Here is an 18,474-nt window from a genome sequence, read left to right on the forward strand (position 1 = left end):
GCGGACGAATTTGGGCGACGATGCGCCGATTTCTCGGGGGAGTCGCGCTGGCTTACCCTGGACGGGTGATCGAGGTCTTCGGGTGGGTGGCTGCAGCCATCGGTGTGGCGTCCAACCTTCCCCAGTTGATCCGGATCCTGCGTGCCAGGACCAGCGCCGGGGTGTCGCTGCGGCTGTGGCAGATCTCTGCGGCCACCACGGGCGCATGGATGGTGCACGGCTTCCTGGTCCAGAAGGCCCAGATGCAGTGGCCCAACCTGGTGATGTCGCTGCTCGCGCTGCTCATTGTCGTGTTCGTCCTTCGGGACCGGAGGCAGGCCATCGCACCTCAGCTCGTCCTCCCGGTGGTGCTGGCCGCGTCATTGACCGGCGTGGAGCTGGTCTTCGGAGCGATGGCGTTCGGGTTCGTGATCGCGGTGCCCCAGCTCTTCGGCCAGTCCTCCCAGTTGCGTGAGATGGTCAGCGCGCCGGACCTCTCCGGAGTGTCGGTGGGCTACCTGTCGATCATGCTGCTCGTCCAGGCGATGTGGTTCACGTTCGGCCTGTTCACCTCCGACTGGGCCCTCATCATCTGCGCTGGAGCCATGACGGTGGTGTGCACCGTCAACCTCGCTGTCTACGTCGTCCGGCACCTGCGCGCCCGCGGCCGCGTCGCGCTCGCGGTCTGAGCCCGGCGAAGCCCGACCGCCACAGCGCCGCGACATAGCGGCGTCCGGCCAGCGCCGGCGTGCGCCAGCCGCGTCAGGCGAGATTCCCCGAGACGACGGTGGGACTCGGCCTAGACTCGGCGCATGGAATTCCGGACCCAAGCCACTGCCGCCCGCAAGGCAGCCATCGAGTTGGCCACGCTGAATCGCGCCGCCAAGGATCGGGCGCTGGCAGCCATGGCAGACGCCCTCGCCGCGGCCGAACCCAACCTGCTCGAGGCCAACGCCGTCGACGTCGCGGGGGCGCGCGCGGCCGGGACTCCCGAGTCCATCGTCGACCGCCTGGCACTCACGCCCGCCCGGATCGCGGGCATGGTCCAGGGTCTCCGCGACCTTGCAGCCCTCCCCGACCCCGTCGGCGACGTCGTCCGGGGATGGAAGTTGGCCAACGGCGTCTCGGTCACGCAAGTGCGGGTGCCTTTCGGCGTCGTCGGCATCATCTACGAGGCCCGCCCCAATGTCACCGCGGACGCGGCCGGCATCTGCCTCAAGTCCGGCAACGCCGCCCTCCTGCGAGGCTCGTCCTCGGCGCTCAACACCAACCGCGCCACCGTCGCCGCGCTCCGCAGCGGTCTGGAGACCGCAGGCGTCACCCCCGACGCCGTCCATCTGGTCGAAGGCGGCCGGGAGGTGACGGGCGAGTTGATGCGCGCCCGCGGCCTGGTGGACGTCCTGATCCCGCGCGGCGGCGCAGGGCTCATCCAGGCAGTCGTCGACGGGTCGACGGTGCCGGTGATCGAGACCGGCACCGGCAACTGCCACGTCTATGTCGACGCGGACGCGGACCTCGACCAGGCGCTCACCATCCTGCTCAACGCCAAGACCCAGCGCCCCAGCGTCTGCAACGCCGCGGAGACCCTCCTTGTCCACCGCGACATTGCCGACCAATTCCTCCCGCGGGCACTTGAGGCCCTCGGCCGCTCCGGGGTCACCGTCCACGGCGACTCCGCCACTGCGGCCTACTCCGACGCCGTCGTCCCGGCCAACCCGGACGAGTACGACGCCGAATACCTGACCCTGGATCTCGCCGCCAAGGTGGTCGGCTCCCTCGACGAGGCGCTCGAGCACATCCGGTCCCACACCACCGGCCACTCGGAGACCATCGTCACGCGTAGCAGGAAGGCGGCCGAGCGTTTCGTCGCCGAGGTGGACGCCGCGGCGGTGCTCGTCAACGCCTCAAGCCGCTTCGTCGACGGCGGGGAGTTCGGCTTCGGCGCCGAAATCGGCATCTCCACCCAGAAGCTGCACGCCCGCGGCCCCATGGGGCTCCCGGAGATGACGAGCAGCAAATACATCATCGAGGGCGACGGGCAGGTCCGCGCCTAGGACATCCCGGGTGGGTCCAGCATCCGGACTCACCAGCGAAACCCCTGAGGGTCCCTCGAAGGGTCGAGAACCCGGACCTGACAGCGAGGCTGGGGGACGGCAGGGCGGCACTGCGCAGCGGTGCCCAACCCGACGATCACCCAACCGGCGTCCCGCCTAAGCAGACCCGACCCCAGCGCCGCCCTGCCGGCAAGCACCCGGACAAGACCACGCCACAGACAGGACGAGTGCGGGGAGACGCGAGTCGATGCCCGGGCGGCCTCAACACCCGACCATGGACCACACCGGCAGCAGGTTTCCGACTGTGGACAACGGCCGCCCGGGCATCGAGTCACGGCTCACCGCACCCGACCACGAGATCCGCGTGAAGGTGGTAGTCACGACCCTTCGAGACAGGCCACGCCGCTACGCGGGCGGCCCTCCTCAGGGAGCGAAAGAGGCCACGCCGCTCCGCGGGCGGCCCTCCTCAGGGAGCGAAAGAGGCCACGCCGCTCCGCGGGCGGCCCTCCTCAGGGAGCGATGTCGCTTCGCGGGCGGCCCTCCTCAGGGAGCGATGTCGCTTCGCGGGCGGCCCGCATTCCGGGGGGTGCGGGACGACCACCAGCCGAGAGGACGACTGCCGGGGGATCCCTTGCTAGGATCGGGCGCCATGAGCCTTCTTCTGGAGACCGCCGCAGCCGCACCCGCCGTGCCGAGCTGGGTGATGGGCGCACTCGCGCTGGCCACGCTGCTCGGCGTGATCGCGTGGATCGTCGGCATGGGTTCGGGTCGCCCGCACTCCAAGTGACCACCACCGAGCTCGCACTGGCGCGCACGGAGTCCTCCCGCCGCTACCGCCTCGGCGTGATGGGCGGCACCTTCGACCCCATCCACCACGGGCACCTCGTCGCCGCCTCCGAGGTGGCGGCCAAGTTCGGTCTGGACGAGGTGGTCTTCGTCCCCACCGGCATGCCGTGGCAGAAGAGCCACCGCGAGGTCTCCCTCGCCGAGGACCGCTACCTGATGACGGTGATCGCCACCGCGTCCAACCCGCGGTTCTCCGTGTCCCGGGTGGACATCGATCGGCCCGGCAACACCTACACCGTCGACACGCTCAAGGACCTCCGCGCAGAGCGTGGCGACAACACGGATCTGTTCTTCATCACCGGCGCCGACGCCGTCCGCCAGATCCTCACCTGGTACGGGGCCGATGAACTGTTCGATCTCGCGCATTTCGTGGGCGTGACGCGCCCCGGCGTGCCGATGACCCCCGATGATCTCGCCCATCTCCCCGAGGACGCGGTGACTCTCCTCGAGGTTCCTGCCCTGGCCATCTCGTCGACCAACTGCCGCGAACGCGTCCACGCCCATGAACCCATCTGGTACCTCGTGCCGGACGGCATCGTCCAATACATCGCCAAACGGGGGCTCTACCCGGCCCCCCAGTCAGGAGTACCCAGTGACCGTAGCTGACGAGGTGCTGAAGCCCGTCCAGATCGCGGCACAGGCCGCGGCGGATAAGCGGGGCCACAGGATCGTCGCCTTCGACGTGTCCGAACAGCTCGCCATCACCGACATCTTCCTCATCGCCTCCGCCGGGAATGAGCGCCAGGTCGGCGCCATCGTCGACGGCGTGGAGGAGAAGCTGATCGCGGCCGGCTACAAGGCGGTCCGCCGCGAGGGGGACCGGGAGAACCGCTGGGTGCTGCTCGACTACATCGACTTCGTCGTGCACGTCCAGCACACGGAGGAGCGCACGCTCTACAACCTCGAGCGTCTGTGGAAGGACTGCCCTCAGATCCCGCTGGAGCTCCATCTTCCCGAGCCCGACGACGACGAGGTCAGCGACGACGCGGCGCAGTGAGGCTCGAGCACTCGACGCGCCTGCTTCTCCTCAGGCACGGCCAAACCGATTGGAACGCGCAGCAGCGCTTCCAAGGACAGGCCGACGTGCCGCTGAACGCGGCGGGGCGGCAGCAGGCCGAGGCGGTGCGCGGGGTCTTCGCGGACGTCCACCTGGACGCTGTCTACTCCTCCCCTCTCTCGCGCGCCCTTGACACCGCGCGGCTGGCCCGGCCTGGGGCGGAGATCCTCACCGACCCACGGCTGATGGAGATCGACGTCGGCAGCTGGTCCGGTCTCACATGGGACGAGGTCAAGGCCTCGATGCCGGACTACGAGGCCAAGTACGCCAATGGGGTGGATTTCCGGCGCTCCCCTGAGGGTGAGACGCTGGCCGACGTGGTGGCACGCGGCCTGCCGGCGCTACTCGAGATCGCGGCCTCGCACGAGGGAGGGACAGTGCTGGTGGTGTCGCACGGCCTGCTCCTGAACCGCGTCATCCACGCCATCGTGGGTGCACACGGCAGAGTCCTCGGAGGGCTCGGCAACGCCCACTTCTCGGAGCTCGGCCACGCCCACGGCGCCTGGCGGCTGCTTGCCCACAACGTCGGAATATTCCCCACTCCGCCGCGTTAGCCCAGGTATGAAGCGGATCGGGTTCCTGTCCTTCGGGCACTACCGGGCGGTGGTGGGGGCGAGGGTGCCCGACGCCGCCGCTGCCCTGCGCCAACACGTCGCCTTCGCGGAAGCAGCCGATGAGGTTGGCCTCGACGGCGCCTGGGTGAGGGTCCACCACTTCGAGGAGTCCCACGCCACACCGTTCCCGCTGCTCGCGGCGATGGCAGCCGTCACGTCGCGCATCGACGTGGGCACCGGTGTGGTGGACCTCCGCTACGAGAACCCGCTGCACATGGCCGAGCAGGCCGCCGCCACGGACCTCATCTCCGGGGGCAGGCTCCAGCTGGGCGTCAGCCGGGGCAGCCCGGAACACGCCGCCGACGGGGAGAAGCAGTTCGGCTACCGGCTGACCGACGGCGAATCCTGGGCCGACCACGCCCAGGCCAAGGTGGCACGGTTCCGCCGCGCCATCGCTGGCGAACCGGTCGCCCACTCCGCCGCCGCCCAGTTCTCCGGCGACGGCCCGGACCTTCCCATCCGGCCGATCAGCCCAGGCCTGCCGGACCGGATCTGGTGGGGTGCGGGCAGCGTGGAATCGGGGGTCTGGACGGCGGAGCAGGGCATGAACCTGTTGAGCTCCACGTTGCTGTTGGCCGACGACGGCCGTCCATTCCATGTCCAGCAGGCGGACCAGGTCCGCAGCTACCGCAGGGTGTTTCGTCGGATGGGACATCCCGGCCCCGGCCTGACCGCTGTGACCCGGCCTGTCTTCCCGATCACCAACGACGACGACCGCCGCTACTTCGGACTCAGGGGCGACGCCCACGACAGCGTGGGCATTCTGGACGGCTCGAAGGCCCGCTCTGGGCCGCAGATGGTGGGCACAGTCGAGGAGGTCGCTGAGCTGCTGCGCGCCGACGAGGCCGTCACCGAGGCCGACTACGTCCTGTTCGCCATGCCCAGCCAACTCGGCGTGGACTACAACGTCCACTGGATGGAGAACCTGGTGGCCGTGGCCCGGGAGCTCGGCTGGAAGGAGTGAGGCGGGTCAGGCCATCGGCTGCCGGGCGATCCATTCGTCGATCCCGACGCGCGGGCCGGTGAAGAACGGCGTCTCCTCGCGAACGTGCAGCCGGGCCTCGACGGAACGCTGGTGGCGCATCGCGTCTGTCAGACGGTGCAGTTCGTCGGCCTCGAAGGCCAGGATCCACTCGTAGTCGCCCAGCGCGAACGACGAGAGCGTGGAGGCCACGACGTCCGGGTACTCTCGCCCGGCCATGCCGTGCTCCATCAGCATCTTCGAGCGATGCGCGTCGTCCAGGTAGTACCAGTCGTAGCTGCGGACGAACGGGTAGACGGTGATCCACGGCCGTGGCGCGAAGCCGGCGAAGCAGCTGGGCACGTGGGTGCGGTTGAACTCGGCGGGGCGGTGCACGCCCATCACGGACCAGACGGGCGACAGGTAGGCTCCGAGGCCGCTCTGCCGCACCGCGTGGTACGCAGCCTGGAGCGGGGCCGGATCATGGGCCAGCGTCCACACCATCAGATCGGCGTCCGCGCGGAAGCCGCCCACGTCGTAGAAGCCACGCACGCTCACCCCGGTGTCCTCGAGCGCAGCGGTGACGCCGGCGCCCAACGCCGATGCCTCGAGAGTGGAGGCGGGCAGCGGTGCGCGGGTGGCGAACACCGAGTACATGGCGTACAGCGGCTGGGCGTTGATGGCCTCGAGGTCCACGTCCTGCTCGTCGCGCTCGTCTCGACCGGGGTGCTTGCTCATCGGGAACCTTCCAGGGGGCGGGGCAGACAGCAGCGGCCGGTGGAGAACCGGCAGCGACCCTCGGCGGGCACTTCGCCTCGCGCGGCGGCGGCCTTCGCGAGCAACTGGTCAACCAGCAGGACCGCGAAGCCGGCGTCGGTTCCGACGGTGGCCGCCCGCTCGTAGGGGAGGCCGAGCTCGGCGGCGGTTTCCCTGGCCTGGGTGTCCAGATCGTAGGCCACCTCCATGTGATCGGAGATGAACCCGATGGGCGCCGCCACCACGCCCGCGACGCCGTCGGCCTGCACCTCGGGCATCCGGTCGTTGACATCGGGCTCCAGCCAGGGGATGTGCGGGGCGCCGGAGCGGGAGCAGAACGTGAGCTCCCAGGCCAACTCCTCGCCCACCAGCGCCGACGCCTCAGCGGCCACCGCAGCCGCGACCCTCAGGTGCTGCGCGTCGTAGCGGCGCTCCGGCTCACCCGTGGACGACGCCTCATTCATGGCGCTCGGGATGGAGTGGGTCACGAACAGGACCCTCAGCGTGTTCTCACCGATCCGGGCCCTCAGGCGCCGCACGGCCTCGCCGAGGGCGCGGGCGTTGGCCGAGACGAACCCGGGGGTCTCCGCGAAGGGGTCCACCTTGTCGATGTGGATCGGGCGGCCGTCAGCGGCCCGTTGCAGGTCTTCGTTGTACTGGCGGCATCCACTGTAGGAGGAGTAGGCGGAGGTGGCCAGCGCGAGCACGCGCTCATGGCCGGCATCCACCAGCTCCTGCACCGTGTCGGCGAAGTAGGGATGCCAGTTGCGGTTTCCGATCACCACCGGCACCACGACGCCACGCCGGGCCAGCTCGTCGCGGACCGCCTCCATCAGCGCAGCGTTGAGCTCGTTGATCGGTGACCTGCCCCCGAACAGCTCGTAGTGCCTGGAGACTTCGATGAGCCGCTCGTCCGGGATGCCCCGTCCGGCGGTGGCGTTGCGCATGAACGGCAGCACATCGGCCGATTCGTTGGGGCCGCCGTAGGAGGCGAACAGGACCGCGGTGTACGGGGCCATACTCACATGGCCTCCTGGGCGTCGGCGGAGTCGAGGTCGTTGACGGCCAGGTGCGTGACCGGGCAGTGCTGCGACTCCATCGCCTCGGGGTCCACCACCTCGCCGGCGCCGATCCCGAAGAGCTCGGCCATGGCCAGCAGGTATTCCTCGGTGCGTCCCTGTTCGGCAGCCATCCTGGCCCGCGTCGACGGGATGTGCAGCAGCCTCGTGGCCAACCGGCGCAGCGCCAGGGCGGCGTCGTCGTGGGTGAGCGGACGCTGGGGAAGGCGGGCAGCTTCGTCGTCGACCAGCGCCATGACCGCCTGCCGCAACCCCACGACGGCCGGGTCCACGATGCGTGAGCGAAGCTTCATCAGCACCTCGGCAACCCCTGCCTCGACCAGCGCCTCAGCGCGCCGGGTGTCGTCGGCGAAGCACGGCCGGATCGAATTCTGGATGGAGGCCAGATCGACGACGCGCACGCCGACCAGCGCGGCGACCTCAGGGGCCACGTCCCGCTGCAGGGACAGATCGAGGAAGCGCTGCGGGCCCTGCACGTGGGCGACCTCGATGACGGGGGAACCCAGGCCGCGACAGGTGACGACCAGGTCCGTGCCTGCGAGGGCCTCCTCGAGGGCGGCGACGTGGTTGAGGTCATGGCTGTCGGCGAACGCGGAGCCCCGACCGCTGGCGGAATGCACGCGGATGTGGGCGACGCCGCGCGCACGCAGGGCGGCGACGACGGCCCCGGCGTAGGAACCAGTGCCCACGATGGTGACGGTGGCGGTGGGCCAGTCGTCGAGACCCATCAGGTCCAGGCCCACGCTCACCACGGAGCGCCCGGCGCTCTCCAACGCGGTTTCCCGCGCGATCCGCCGGGACGTCTTGAGTGCCTCGTCGACGGCGATGGTCAGCGGCAGCGATGTGGACCCGTCCTGCTGTGCCGCGGCCAGCGCGCGACGCAGCTGGCCGGCGATCTCCCGCTCGCCCACCACCATGGAATCCAGGCCGGCCGCCACGCGGAACACGTGCCCGAGCGCGGCCTCGCCGAGGTACAGGTCCCAGACGGGAGGGGTGTCGAACGCGGTGTTGAGGGCGGCACGCAGGCGCGTGTTCGACGCCTCCCCGGTGGTGTCGAGGAGCACCTCGACCCGGTTGCAGGTGTTGAGCACGACGGCCCCGTTGACCTCCGGGAGGGAAGTCAGGCGGGAGGCAACGTCGTCAACGCAAGGGCTGATGCGTTCAACCTCCGGCAGTCCCTGCCGGTCGTGCTGAATCGAGAACACGCGCATAGTCACAGTGATCCCTATTCAATCACCCTTGTCTGATGAGGCAGAATCGTCCACAAATGAATCCCATGCTTTCCGCGCTCAGCGGACACCGCCCCGAAAGACTGCCCGTCTGGTTCATGCGCCAGGCGGGCCGGTCGCTGCCCGAGTACCGCGCCATCCGCGAGGGGACCACCATCCTCGAGGCCTGCCTCATCCCCGAGCTGGCCGCCGAGATCACCCTGCAGCCGGTGCGGCGGCACCACGTGGACGCCGCCATCCTGTTCTCGGACATCATGACGCCGCTGGTCCTCGCGGGGGTAGAGGTGGAGATCCACTCGGGCGTGGGCCCGGTGATCGACAAGCCCGTACGCACGGCCGCCGACGTGGACCGCGTCACCCGGCACGCGCTCATGGAGACCACCCCCATCACGGAGGCGGTGCGCCTGGTGGTGGCCGAGCTGGGGGAGGCCACCCCGCTGATCGGCTTCGCGGGCGCGCCGTTCACCCTGGCCGCCTACCTGGTGGAGGGTCGCGGCTCCCGCGACCACCTCGCGGCGCGGGCGATGATGCACGCGGATCCGCGCTCCTGGCATCGGCTGCTCGCCTGGTGCGCGGACCTGTCGGGCCAGTTCCTGGGTGTCCAGGTGGATGCCGGGGCGCGTGCGGTCCAGCTGTTCGACTCCTGGGCAGGTGCGCTGACCCGCGCCGACTACGTCCGGCACGTCGCCCCCCACTCGGCGGCGGTCCTGCAATCGGTGGAGGGCCGCGTCCCGCGCATCCACTTCGGCACCGGGACCAGGCACATCCTGTCCGACATGGCCGCATGCGGCGTCGAGGCGATGGGCATCGACTACCGCACCCCCCTCGACGAGGCCGCCGCGCTGCTCCCCGGACTCCCGCTGCAGGGCAACATCGATCCGGCGCTGCTGGCCGCCGGCTGGCCCGCACTCGAGGCCCACGCCCGGGATGTCGTCGACCGGGGCCGTGCCGCTCCCGCGCACGTCGTCAACCTCGGACATGGGGTTCCGCCCACCACAGACCCGGGGGTGCTCACCGACCTGGTGGCGCTCCTGCACAGCCTGTGACCGCCGTCGTCGTCGGGGGCGGCCTCGCCGGCGTCCTGGCCGGCTACCGTCTCGCCCGGCAGGGCCGTCGGGTCACCGTCCTTGAGGCCTCGACGCGGCTCGGCGGGATGCTCTCCGGCATCGACATCGGCGGGGTTCGGGTCGACTCGGGCGCAGAGGCCTACGCGGTTCGTGGCGGCGTCGGGCGAGCCCTGTGCGAGGAACTGGGGCTAGGGGTGGCCGGGCCCGCCGGACAGCCGCACATCTGGCGCCCCGACGGCGTCTGGCCGATGGCGGAGGGGGTGCTCGGGATCCCCTCGACGTTGGAGGATCCCGCACTCGCCGCACTGACCGCGCAGGACCTGGCGAGGCTCAGGCAGGACGCCGACCTGCCCGCTGAGGTGGGAGCCGACGCGGTCACAGTCGGTGAACTGGTGCGGGCCCGTCTCGGCGACGGCGCCCTCGCCACCCTGGTGGCGCCCGTGGCACACGGGGTCTACTCGCTGTCGCCCGATCGGATGCCGCTGGCCGCCTTCGCCCCGGGCCTGCTGCAGGCGATGGCCGAACACGGGACCCTGCTGGGTGCGGTCGCAGCGGTTCGGCGCCCCGGAGTGGCGGCCGTCGAGCAGCCGGTGGGCGGCATGTTCCGGCTCATCGAGGCCCTCGAACAGGCGATCGTCGCGGCAGGTGGAGAGATCCGGCTGGCCTCGCCCGCGGTGTCGCTGCGTCACGCCGGACACGAGTTCGCGGTGGGGCTGCCCGACGGCGAGGTGCTGCGCGCGGACCGGCTCGTCCTCGCGTCGTCGGCGGCCTCCGCCTGCTCGCTGCTCGCCCGGATCGGGGTGGAGCTCACGCCGCCGCCCGTCGCGACGGCGCGGCTGGCGGTGCTCGGCGTGTCCCATCCTGGGCTGGCCGACGGGCCGGTCGGCTCGGGGCTCCTCGTGGGGGAGCGGGACGACGCCATCCACGCCAAGGCACTGACCCACTACTCGCTCAAGTGGCCGTGGGCCCGGCGCGAGGGGCAGGAGATCCTTCGCCTGTCCTATCCCGAGCAGCTCATCCCCACGAGGGCCGAGGCGTTGGGGGACGCGTCCCGGTTCCTCGGGTTGGACCTGGCCGACGACGACGTGACCGGTTTCGCGTCGGTGTCGTGGGAGGCCATGCCCACCCGGATGGAGCACGCCACCCGCCAGTACTACCTGGAGACGGTTGAGGCGGCAGGCGTGGACCTGGTGGGTGCGTGGCTGGACGGCAACGGGATCGCCTCCGTGATCGCCGGCTGTGATCGGCTCAGCCGATGAGGCTCCGGCTCGGCACGCGTGGCTCCGCGCTGGCGGTGGCGCAGTCCGGGCAGGTGGCAGATTCGCTGCGCGCGCTCGGCCACGACGTGGTCCTCGAACGGATCAGGACCGGCGGCGACGTCGAGCAGGGGTCCCTGACCCGCCTCGGGTCCCTTGGCGTGTTCGCGGCGGAGCTGCGCACGGCGCTCCTGGAGGGTCGCTGTGACTTCGCCGTCCACTCCCTCAAGGACCTGCCCACGGCGGCCGTGCACGGGCTCGTCATCGCCGCGGTGCCTCGGCGTGCCGATGCGCGCGATGCGCTCTGCGCCCGCGACGGCCTGACGCTGGCCGGCCTGCCGGCGGGCGCCACCGTCGGAACTGGTTCCCCACGGCGCGTGGCCCAGCTGCGGGCGCTGCGCCCGGACCTCCGCTTCGTGGACGTGCGGGGCAACGTCGGCACCCGCCTGGCGCGGGTGGCGGACGGTGACCTCGACGCCGTCGTCCTGGCCGCGGCCGGCTTGGAGCGGCTGGGCCTCACCGCCCACATCACGGAGGTGCTGGGCATCCTCCCAGCACCCGGTCAGGGCGCCTTGGCGCTGGAGTGTCGGGCGGACAACCCCGCTCTGGTGGCCGAGTTGGCCGCACTCGAGGACCCCGCGACACGTGAGGCCGTGGACGCCGAGCGGGCCGTCCTGGCGGGCCTCGGCGGTGGCTGCGCGGCGCCGATCGCCGCCTGGGGGCGCGACGGGGAGCTCACGGCCGGCGTCTTCGCCGTCGACGGATCAGCAGCCACCCGGACGACGGTGCAGCTCGGCCCGGGGGCGGGTGAGGCAGCGGCGGAGGAGCTCAAGGGGCGCGGCGCTGACGAGGTGGCTGACCTGGGCGCGAGCCGTCCGTCGAGGCTCCACGAGCTGCACGACGACAGCTCGCTCTGGCGAGGCGACGCGGTGCTCGCCGGGCTCAGGATCCTGCTGACCCAGGCCGACGGCCCCCTTGCTGACGGGATCCGGGCAGCCGGCGCTGAGGTGGTGGCCCAGCCCGTGCAGCGGCGGGTGACCCTCCGCGCGGAGGAATGGCCGGAGGAGGCCGACTGGGTGGCGTTCACGTCGGCGGCGACGCTTGAGGTGATGGCGGAGCTCGGACTGAGCGTGCCTCCGGGTGCCAGGGTGGCGGCCGTGGGGTCGCGGACGGCGGCGGCGGCCGAGGCTGCTGGCCTGGAGGTGGCATTGGTGCCGGAGGGTGAATCGAGCGCGGCGGCCCTGGCGAGGGCCTGGCCCGAGGGCGGTGGCCGCGTGCTGATTCCCGGCTCGGCGCTGTCGTCGAGGCTGCTCGAGGGCGCGCTGAGGGCCAAGGGATACACCGTCGAGATGGTTCCCCTGTACACGATGGAGTCGCTCGGCGAACTGCCGGGAGGCCTGGTCGGGGAGTGGCGCGAGGGACTCTTCGACGCGGTGGCGGTGACCTCCGGGTCGGCGGGCGAGGCCGTTGGGAGGCTGCTCGGCTGGCGCGACACAACAGCGGTGGTGGCGTTCGGGCCGCCATCTGCGGCGGCGTTGCGATTGGCGGGGGCGAATGTCGCGGCGGTGGCCGTCACTCAGGACGCGGAGGGGCTGATCCACGCGATCGCCTCCCTCAGAAGGGACGATGCATGATCCAGATCAGGCCGAGAAGGCTCAGGACCACCCCCGCGATGCGCCGCCTGGTGCGGGAGGTGGAGCCGCGACCCTCGCAGCTGGTGTTGCCCGTGTTCGTCGCCGAGGCGTCCGCTGACATCTCCTCCATGCCCGGCGTGCGCCGCCACGACCTCGACGGCCTGCGCAGGGTGGCCGAGCAGGTGGTCACCGCAGGGCTCGGCGGCATCATGATTTTCGGCGTGCCCGAGGACGCGGACAAGGACGAGCTCGGGTCTCAGGGCTGGGCCGAGGAGGGGATCCTGCAGCGGGCGCTGCGGGCCGTCCGCGACACCGTCGGCGACGATACGGTCGTGATGGCAGACACCTGCCTCGACGAGTTCACCACGCACGGGCACTGCGGCTTCCTCACCCCGCAGGGCCGTGTGGACAACGACGCCACTCTGGCCGCCTACGCGTCGATGGCCCTCGCGCAGGCCGACGCGGGCGCGCATGTGGTGTCGCCGTCGGGAATGATGGACGGCCAGGTGGAGGCCATCCGCGCAGCGCTCGAAGGTGCCGGACACACCGACACCGCGATCCTCGCCTACGCCGCCAAGTACGCCTCCTCGTTCTACGGCCCGTTCCGGGAGGCCGTGACGTCCACGCTGAGCGGGGACCGCAAGACCTACCAGCAGGACCCGGCCAACCGTCGCGAGGGACTCCGCGAGGCCGAACTGGACCTCGCGGAGGGCGCGGACATGGTGATGGTGAAGCCCGCGGGCTACTACCTGGATGTGCTGGCCGATGTCGCCGCGGTCTCTGACGTGCCGGTGGCCGCCTACCAGGTGTCGGGGGAGTACGCCATGATCGAGGCCGCCGCCGAGCGCGGGTGGATCGACAGGCAGGCGGCCGTGTCAGAGTCGGTCACCGCCATCGTGCGGGCCGGGGCTGACATCGTGTTGACCTATTGGGCGCTTGAACTGGCGGGGTGGATGAAGTGAGCATGGACCAACTCTTCGAGCGGGCGCGCGGCGTGATTCCCGGCGGGGTGTCGTCGCCGGTGCGGGCGTTCGGGTCCGTCGGCGGCACGCCCCGGTTCGTCTCGTCGGCCCGCGGGCCGTATGTGGTGGACGCCGACGGCGTCGAGTACGTGGACCTGGTGTGTTCCTGGGGGCCGGCCCTGTTGGGCCACGCGCACCCCGAGGTGGTGGCCGCGGTCCAGGAGGCGGCCTCACGCGGGCTGTCCTTCGGCGCGCCGACGGCGGCGGAGGTGGAACTGGCCGAGGTCATCAGGTCGAGGGTGCCGATGGCGGAGCAGGTGCGGTTCGTCTCCACGGGCACCGAGGCCACCATGACGGCCATCCGGCTCGCCCGCGGCGCCACGGGCCGCGACGCCATCGTCAAGTTCGCCGGGTGCTACCACGGCCACTCGGACGCGCTGCTCGCCGCGGCCGGCTCCGGCGTCGCCACGCAGGGCCTCCCCGGTTCCGCGGGGGTGACCCGGGCCTCGGCGGCCGACACCATCGTCGTGGACTACAACGACGTCGAGGCGCTGACCCGCGTCTTCGACGAGGCGGGTGACCGGATCGCGGCCGTCATCACGGAGGGGGCTCCCGCCAACATGGGAGTGGTGCCCCCGGCGCCCGGCTTCAACGCCGCCATCCGCGAGCTCACCGCCCGGCACGGCTCGCTGATGATCCTCGACGAGGTGCTCACCGGCTTCCGGGTGGCGCCGTCTGGATGGCTGGGACACGAGGGCGGCTACGAGCCGGACCTGGTGACCTTCGGCAAGGTGGTGGGCGGCGGCATGCCGCTGGCCGCGCTCGCCGGACCTGCCCGGTGGCTGCAGCTCCTGGCTCCCGTCGGGCCGGTCTACCAGGCGGGCACCCTGTCGGGAAACCCGCTGGCGACAGCGGCGGGCCTCGCCACCCTCAGGCAGGCCGATGCGGGCGTCTACGCGGCTGTGGACCGCAGATCCGCCGAGCTGCAGAGGGCCGTCGCGGAGGCCCTGAGCGCTGCCTCCGTTCCGCACGTGGTGCAGCGCGCAGGCAGCCTGTTCTCGGTGTTCTTCCGCGAGGGAGCCGTCGCGGACTACGAGGCCGCGAAGAAGCAGGACACCGCCGCCTTCGCCCGTTTCTTCCATTCCATGCTGGACCACGGCGTCGCGCTGCCCCCGTCGGCGTTCGAGGCGTGGTTCCTGTCCGCGGCCCACGACGACGCGGCGATGACGCGCATCGCGGACGCTCTCCCCACCGCCGCACGCGCCGCGGCCCATTCGTGAGAAGCTAACCCCGTCACTCAGGGAGGGAATCAACGGTGAGATTGCGGTTGGGTACACGAGGATCGGCGCTGGCGCTGGCGCGTTCGGAAATGGTGGCGGCGACGCTGCGAGACGGTGGGCTCGAGGTGGAGATCGTGCCCGTCGCGACGGCGGGTCAGGACACCGTCCACATGCCCGACGGCTACTCGCAGGGCCTCTTCGCCAACGAGTTGCGCGACGCGCTGCGCTCGGGCCAGGTGGACGTGGTGGTCCATTCGGTCAAGGACGTTCCGCTGCGCGAGAAGCCCGAGGACCTCATCTTCCCGGCGGTTCTTCCGCGCGGTGACCACCGGGACGTGCTCTGCACGCGAAGCGGCATCACGCTGGCGGCGCTGCCTCGCCACTCGCGGGTCGGAGTCACGTCGCTTCGGCGCATCGCCCAGCTGCGTGCGCTGAGGCCCGATCTCACCTTCGTCGACGTGGGCGGCTCGCTGGAGGAGCGTCTGCGCCATCTGGAACCCGGCGATCTCGACGCGGTCGTGCTGTCGGCCGCCGGCGTCGAGACGCTGGGGCTCACCGACAGGATCGCCGAGTACCTCCCCATCCTCACGGCGCCCGGGCAGGGCGCAATCGCCCTCGAGTGCCGCAAGGACGACGCGGACATCGTCTCCGCTCTGAAGCTCTTCGACGACATCGAGACCCGCATCATCATCGACGCGGAGCGAGCCGTCCTGACGGGCCTGGGCACCACCTATATGGCGCCGGTGGGCGCTCTGGCGTCGCGGCGCGGCATCCTGTCGTTGAAGGCCGGGGTGTTCTCCATCGATGGCACCAAGCGCAACGTGCTCGAGGTGGGGCTGCCCACCTCCGAGTTCCACGCCGTGCGCACCGGTGAGAATGCCGCTGCCGCGCTCAAGGCCCGCAGGGCGGACCGGTTCTTCTCGCCGGAGGCGCTCGCCTCGGTGAAGCTGTCGGCCGAGCACGACGACGAGTCCCCGTTCATCGAGGTGCCCGGAGACGATCGCATCCGAGTCCTCCTCGCCAGGCAGGAGGGCCGGCTCGCGCAGGCCCTGCGCAAGAACGGGCTCCGGGTGGACTGTGTCTCGCTGCAGGAAGCGAAGCTGATCTCCGCGGACAACATCCTCGGCTGGGCGGACTGGGTGGTGCTTCCGTCCGCGCAGACGGTGTGGGCCCTGCGCGAGCGCGGCTGGGACATCCCGGAGGGGAAGCGGGTGGCGGCGATGGGGTCAACCACCCAGCGGGCGGCCGAGGAGAGCGAGATAGATGTGGAGCTCAGCCCGGAGGGCACGGCCAGCTCGCAGAAGCTGGTCGAGATGTTCCCGAAGGCCGAGGGCGAGCAGCGGGCGGTCGTCGTCTGCGCGGACCAGCTCTCGACGAACCTCGAGGTAGGCCTACGCGCCAAGGGTTACACCGTCGAACGCCTCGAGGTCTACACCATGGTGGACGTTGAGGACCTGGATCCGCGGATCAAGCAGATGTGGGACGACGGGGCCTGGCAGGCCGTGCTGCTCAGCCAGCCGTCGTTCGCATCCGCCTATGTGAACCTCCTCGGGCATCGCGACGGCGTGCATGTGCTGGCCTGGGACGAACCCACCGCGCAGGCACTCACCCAGCTCGACGTTCCGGTTCTGGCAACGGCGAAGTCGAAGGACGAGTTCGGTGTCGCGGCGTTGGCCAGGGATCTCGCCAAGCAGAAGTGAGCCCCCTGGGCGGTCGGCCGCGGCGGGCCGCCCAGGATTTTTCAAGTCCCTCCGGATGCGCTATCGTTCTTCGAGTCGCCTCCGGGCGGCACTGGGGCTATGGCGCAGTTGGTAGCGCGCTTCCATGGCATGGAAGAGGCCAGGGGTTCGAATCCCCTTAGCTCCACCCGACGCACGAGGTTCAAACTTTCGCCTGATCCATCATTTGGCGGGGTTTGGGCCTCGTGTGCTGTGAGGGTGCCGTCGCCCGTCCACCCGGCGGCGTCGGCTTGGACGCCGGGGTCGAGGAGCATGTCGAAGGGGCGGGCGTGCTCGACTCTAAGTTCGCCGTCGTCGTCTTCGAGGTAGATGCGGGTGAAGAAGGCTTGGTTGCACAGGCGTCGGTTGGCGTCGTCGCAGCGGGCGTAGATGTCGGCGCAGTTGGTGAGCAGGTCGAGGGCGTCGTCGAGGTGGACGCGGGCGTCGGCGTACTCGCCGTGGTGGGCGTCGATGCGCCGGTTCACCTGGTCCAGCTCGGCGAGGATGCGGTCCTGCTCGCGCTTGAGCACTGTCAGCGGGATGGCGTCGGCGTAGTGGGCCTGGACGAGCTTGGTCTGCTCGCTCTCCAGACGGTTGCGGTTGGCGGTCAGGTTCTCCAGCTCGTTGGCCTCGGCGGACATGAGCCGGTCGAACTCGTGGTGGAGCATCCCGGCGAGGGCTTGGCGCATGGCGGGGGTGATCTGGATGCGCTGGTAGTAGTCGGCGATCAGTTCCTCGACGTGCTCGATCAGCAACGCCGAGCGGGTGCAGTCGGTCCGCTTGGCGTGCCTGCCGCCGCACACGAAGTAGGGGTAGACGTTGCCCTGGGCGTTCTTGGCGTTGCAGATGATGAGCCGCGACCCGCACTTACCGCAGAACACGCTGCCCTTGAGGTAGTGGTCGTGGACCTGGGTGGCCCTCGCCAGCGGTCTTGTTGGCCCGCAGCACGGCCTGGACCTGGTACCACACCTCGGCGGGCACCAACGGGTCATGGGCGCCCTGGTAGGTGACGCCCTGGTAGGTGACATCGCCCTTGTAGTAGGGGTTGGTCAGCATCCGGTGGACCGACGAGGGGGCGAGCGCCTTTGCCGGGCGCTTGGGGGTGGGCAGGCTGGTCAGGCCGCGGGCGGTCAGTTCCTCGTGGAGCTGGCTGGGGGTCCAGTCACCCGAGGCGTAAGACTTGAACGCCCACTCCACCAGCGGAGCGCGCTCGGGGTCGATCTCCACGGTGCGCATCTCGCGGCCCTGGGCGTCGCGGGTGCGGACGTTGAGGTAGCCGATCGGGGCCTTGCCGACCGTGCCGCCGTTGGTGGCCTTCTGCGTCATGCCCTTGACGACCTCGCTGGCCAGGTTCCGGCTGTAGAACTCGGCGATGGTCGACATGATCCCGTGCAGCAGCATCCCCGAGGGGGTCTCGTCGATGTTCTCCGTCGCCGACACCAGCATCACACCGGCTTCTTGGAGGGCGATGTGGATGGTCACGTCATCGGCCCGGTTGCGGGCGAGGCGGTCGACCTTGTGCACGATGCAGTAGGCCACCCGGTTGGCCTTGACGAACTGGATCATCCGCATCAGCTCGGGCCGGTCGGCCGACTTCGCCGACGCCCCGGCGTCGACGAACTCCTCGAAGATCGTCGCCCCGAGGGCTTGGGCCTTGCGCAGGTTGGCCTCGCGCTGGGCGGGGATCGAGAACCCTTCGTCGGTGCCGCCCCGTTCGGCCTGCTCACGGGTCGACACCCGCAGATAGGACACCGCCAGCGCGGTGCCCGGTGTCGGCGGGCTGATGAGGCTGCTCACGGGATCGCAGCGAACGGTGGTGGTGGACATGGGCTCTCTCTCACTCCTCGGCGGCAACGTCCCCGCACCGGCTGGCCGAAGCCTGTGAGTGCTGACTGTGAGAGAGCCCGAAAGCTGGAGGACCGACCGGCTGAACGGCCGTGTCCCGCATTCGCCCGACCGCTCGCACGGTCGGTTCCTGTAGA

At 70.6% G+C, this 18,474-nt stretch carries 17 protein-coding genes, 1 tRNA gene and 2 pseudogenes; 15 read left to right on the plus strand and 5 right to left on the minus strand.

Translation table 11 applies throughout. The annotated features are described in order from the left end of the window. Positions 1–65: 65 nt before the first annotated feature. The 7 genes from H5398_RS07635 to H5398_RS07665 all read left to right on the plus strand — a co-directional run bounded on the left by H5398_RS07635 (position 66) and on the right by H5398_RS07665 (position 5,514). Positions 66–668 carry a PQ-loop domain-containing transporter gene (locus H5398_RS07635; RefSeq protein WP_182799607.1) on the plus strand — a complete coding sequence of 201 codons (603 nt, stop codon included), beginning with the start codon at positions 66–68 and terminating at the stop codon, positions 666–668. Positions 669–791: 123 nt separating this feature from the next. Next, on the plus strand, positions 792–2,033 hold the full coding sequence (locus H5398_RS07640; protein ID WP_182799608.1) for a glutamate-5-semialdehyde dehydrogenase: 1,242 nt from the start codon (positions 792–794) through the stop codon (positions 2,031–2,033). Positions 2,034–2,682: 649 nt separating this feature from the next. Beyond that, positions 2,683–2,820 carry a hypothetical protein gene (locus tag H5398_RS07645; protein ID WP_182782986.1) on the plus strand — a complete coding sequence of 46 codons (138 nt, stop codon included), beginning with the start codon at positions 2,683–2,685 and terminating at the stop codon, positions 2,818–2,820. After that, complete coding sequence (gene nadD / locus H5398_RS07650; protein ID WP_182782985.1) at positions 2,817–3,485, plus strand: nicotinate-nucleotide adenylyltransferase; 669 nt, start codon at positions 2,817–2,819, stop codon at positions 3,483–3,485. The genes H5398_RS07645 and nadD overlap by 4 nt, the downstream gene beginning before the upstream one ends. Next, complete coding sequence (gene rsfS, locus H5398_RS07655; protein ID WP_370585746.1) at positions 3,472–3,876, plus strand: ribosome silencing factor; 405 nt, start codon at positions 3,472–3,474, stop codon at positions 3,874–3,876. The genes nadD and rsfS overlap by 14 nt, the downstream gene beginning before the upstream one ends. Then, positions 3,873–4,490 (plus strand): histidine phosphatase family protein, encoded by a 618-nt coding sequence (locus tag H5398_RS07660; protein ID WP_182782983.1) that lies wholly within the window; start codon positions 3,873–3,875, stop codon positions 4,488–4,490. The genes rsfS and H5398_RS07660 overlap by 4 nt, the downstream gene beginning before the upstream one ends. Before the next feature lie 7 nt (positions 4,491–4,497). Further along, positions 4,498–5,514, plus strand: coding sequence for an LLM class flavin-dependent oxidoreductase (locus H5398_RS07665; protein ID WP_182782982.1), 1,017 nt, complete (start codon positions 4,498–4,500; stop codon positions 5,512–5,514). Positions 5,515–5,520: 6 nt separating this feature from the next. On the opposite strand, the gene hemQ is transcribed toward H5398_RS07665, so the two are convergent. Genes hemQ through H5398_RS07675 form a run of 3 tightly spaced genes read right to left on the minus strand, consistent with a single transcriptional unit; the run spans position 5,521 to position 8,557 of the window. Beyond that, a complete protein-coding gene (gene hemQ / locus H5398_RS17305; protein WP_255422208.1) occupies positions 5,521–6,249 on the minus strand; it encodes a hydrogen peroxide-dependent heme synthase in 729 nt (242 codons plus the stop codon). Then, entirely contained in the window at positions 6,246–7,286 is a 1,041-nt protein-coding gene (locus H5398_RS17310; RefSeq protein WP_255443629.1) for a ferrochelatase, read from the minus strand. The genes hemQ and H5398_RS17310 overlap by 4 nt, the downstream gene beginning before the upstream one ends. A 2-nt stretch (positions 7,287–7,288) precedes the next feature. Further along, positions 7,289–8,557 carry a glutamyl-tRNA reductase gene (locus H5398_RS07675; protein ID WP_182782981.1) on the minus strand — a complete coding sequence of 423 codons (1,269 nt, stop codon included), beginning with the start codon at positions 8,555–8,557 and terminating at the stop codon, positions 7,289–7,291. 56 nt (positions 8,558–8,613) lie between these two features. On the opposite strand from H5398_RS07675, the gene hemE reads away from it, so the two are divergent. The 8 genes and pseudogenes from hemE to H5398_RS07710 all read left to right on the plus strand — a co-directional run bounded on the left by hemE (position 8,614) and on the right by H5398_RS07710 (position 16,640). After that, complete coding sequence (gene hemE / locus H5398_RS07680; protein ID WP_370586089.1) at positions 8,614–9,621, plus strand: uroporphyrinogen decarboxylase; 1,008 nt, start codon at positions 8,614–8,616, stop codon at positions 9,619–9,621. Then, the gene (locus tag H5398_RS07685) at positions 9,618–10,901 is read left to right on the plus strand and encodes an FAD-dependent oxidoreductase (protein WP_182799610.1); all 1,284 of its coding nucleotides are present in this window, start codon (positions 9,618–9,620) and stop codon (positions 10,899–10,901) included. The genes hemE and H5398_RS07685 overlap by 4 nt, the downstream gene beginning before the upstream one ends. After that, a pseudogene (gene hemC, locus H5398_RS17315) lies at positions 10,898–11,782 on the plus strand (hydroxymethylbilane synthase); the annotation flags it as partial. The gene H5398_RS07685 and the pseudogene hemC (H5398_RS17315), both read left to right, overlap by 4 nt. 150 nt (positions 11,783–11,932) lie before the next feature. Continuing rightward, positions 11,933–12,532, plus strand: coding sequence for a uroporphyrinogen-III synthase (locus H5398_RS17320; protein ID WP_370586096.1), 600 nt, complete (start codon positions 11,933–11,935; stop codon positions 12,530–12,532). Further along, positions 12,529–13,494, plus strand: a complete 966-nt coding sequence (gene hemB, locus H5398_RS07695; protein WP_182799612.1) for a porphobilinogen synthase — start codon at positions 12,529–12,531, stop codon at positions 13,492–13,494. The genes H5398_RS17320 and hemB overlap by 4 nt, the downstream gene beginning before the upstream one ends. 2 nt (positions 13,495–13,496) lie before the next feature. After that, positions 13,497–14,774 carry a glutamate-1-semialdehyde 2,1-aminomutase gene (gene hemL / locus H5398_RS07700; RefSeq protein WP_182799613.1) on the plus strand — a complete coding sequence of 426 codons (1,278 nt, stop codon included), beginning with the start codon at positions 13,497–13,499 and terminating at the stop codon, positions 14,772–14,774. Between the two features lie 35 nt (positions 14,775–14,809). Next, a complete protein-coding gene (gene hemC / locus H5398_RS07705; protein WP_182799614.1) occupies positions 14,810–16,474 on the plus strand; it encodes a hydroxymethylbilane synthase in 1,665 nt (554 codons plus the stop codon). Between the two features lie 93 nt (positions 16,475–16,567). Further along, positions 16,568–16,640: transfer RNA gene (locus tag H5398_RS07710), tRNA-Ala, on the plus strand. Between the two features lie 625 nt (positions 16,641–17,265). Here the strand turns inward: H5398_RS07710 and H5398_RS17325 are convergent. Both H5398_RS17325 and H5398_RS17330 read right to left on the minus strand, forming a co-directional pair. Next, a pseudogene (locus H5398_RS17325) lies at positions 17,266–17,373 on the minus strand (recombinase zinc beta ribbon domain-containing protein); the annotation flags it as partial. Further along, positions 17,360–18,319 (minus strand): recombinase family protein, encoded by a 960-nt coding sequence (locus H5398_RS17330; protein ID WP_255443617.1) that lies wholly within the window; start codon positions 18,317–18,319, stop codon positions 17,360–17,362. The gene H5398_RS17330 and the pseudogene H5398_RS17325, both read right to left, overlap by 14 nt. Positions 18,320–18,474: the final 155 nt, after the last annotated feature.

The organism is Tessaracoccus sp. MC1679 (assembly GCF_014164775.1).
GTDB lineage: Bacteria > Actinomycetota > Actinomycetes > Propionibacteriales > Propionibacteriaceae > Arachnia.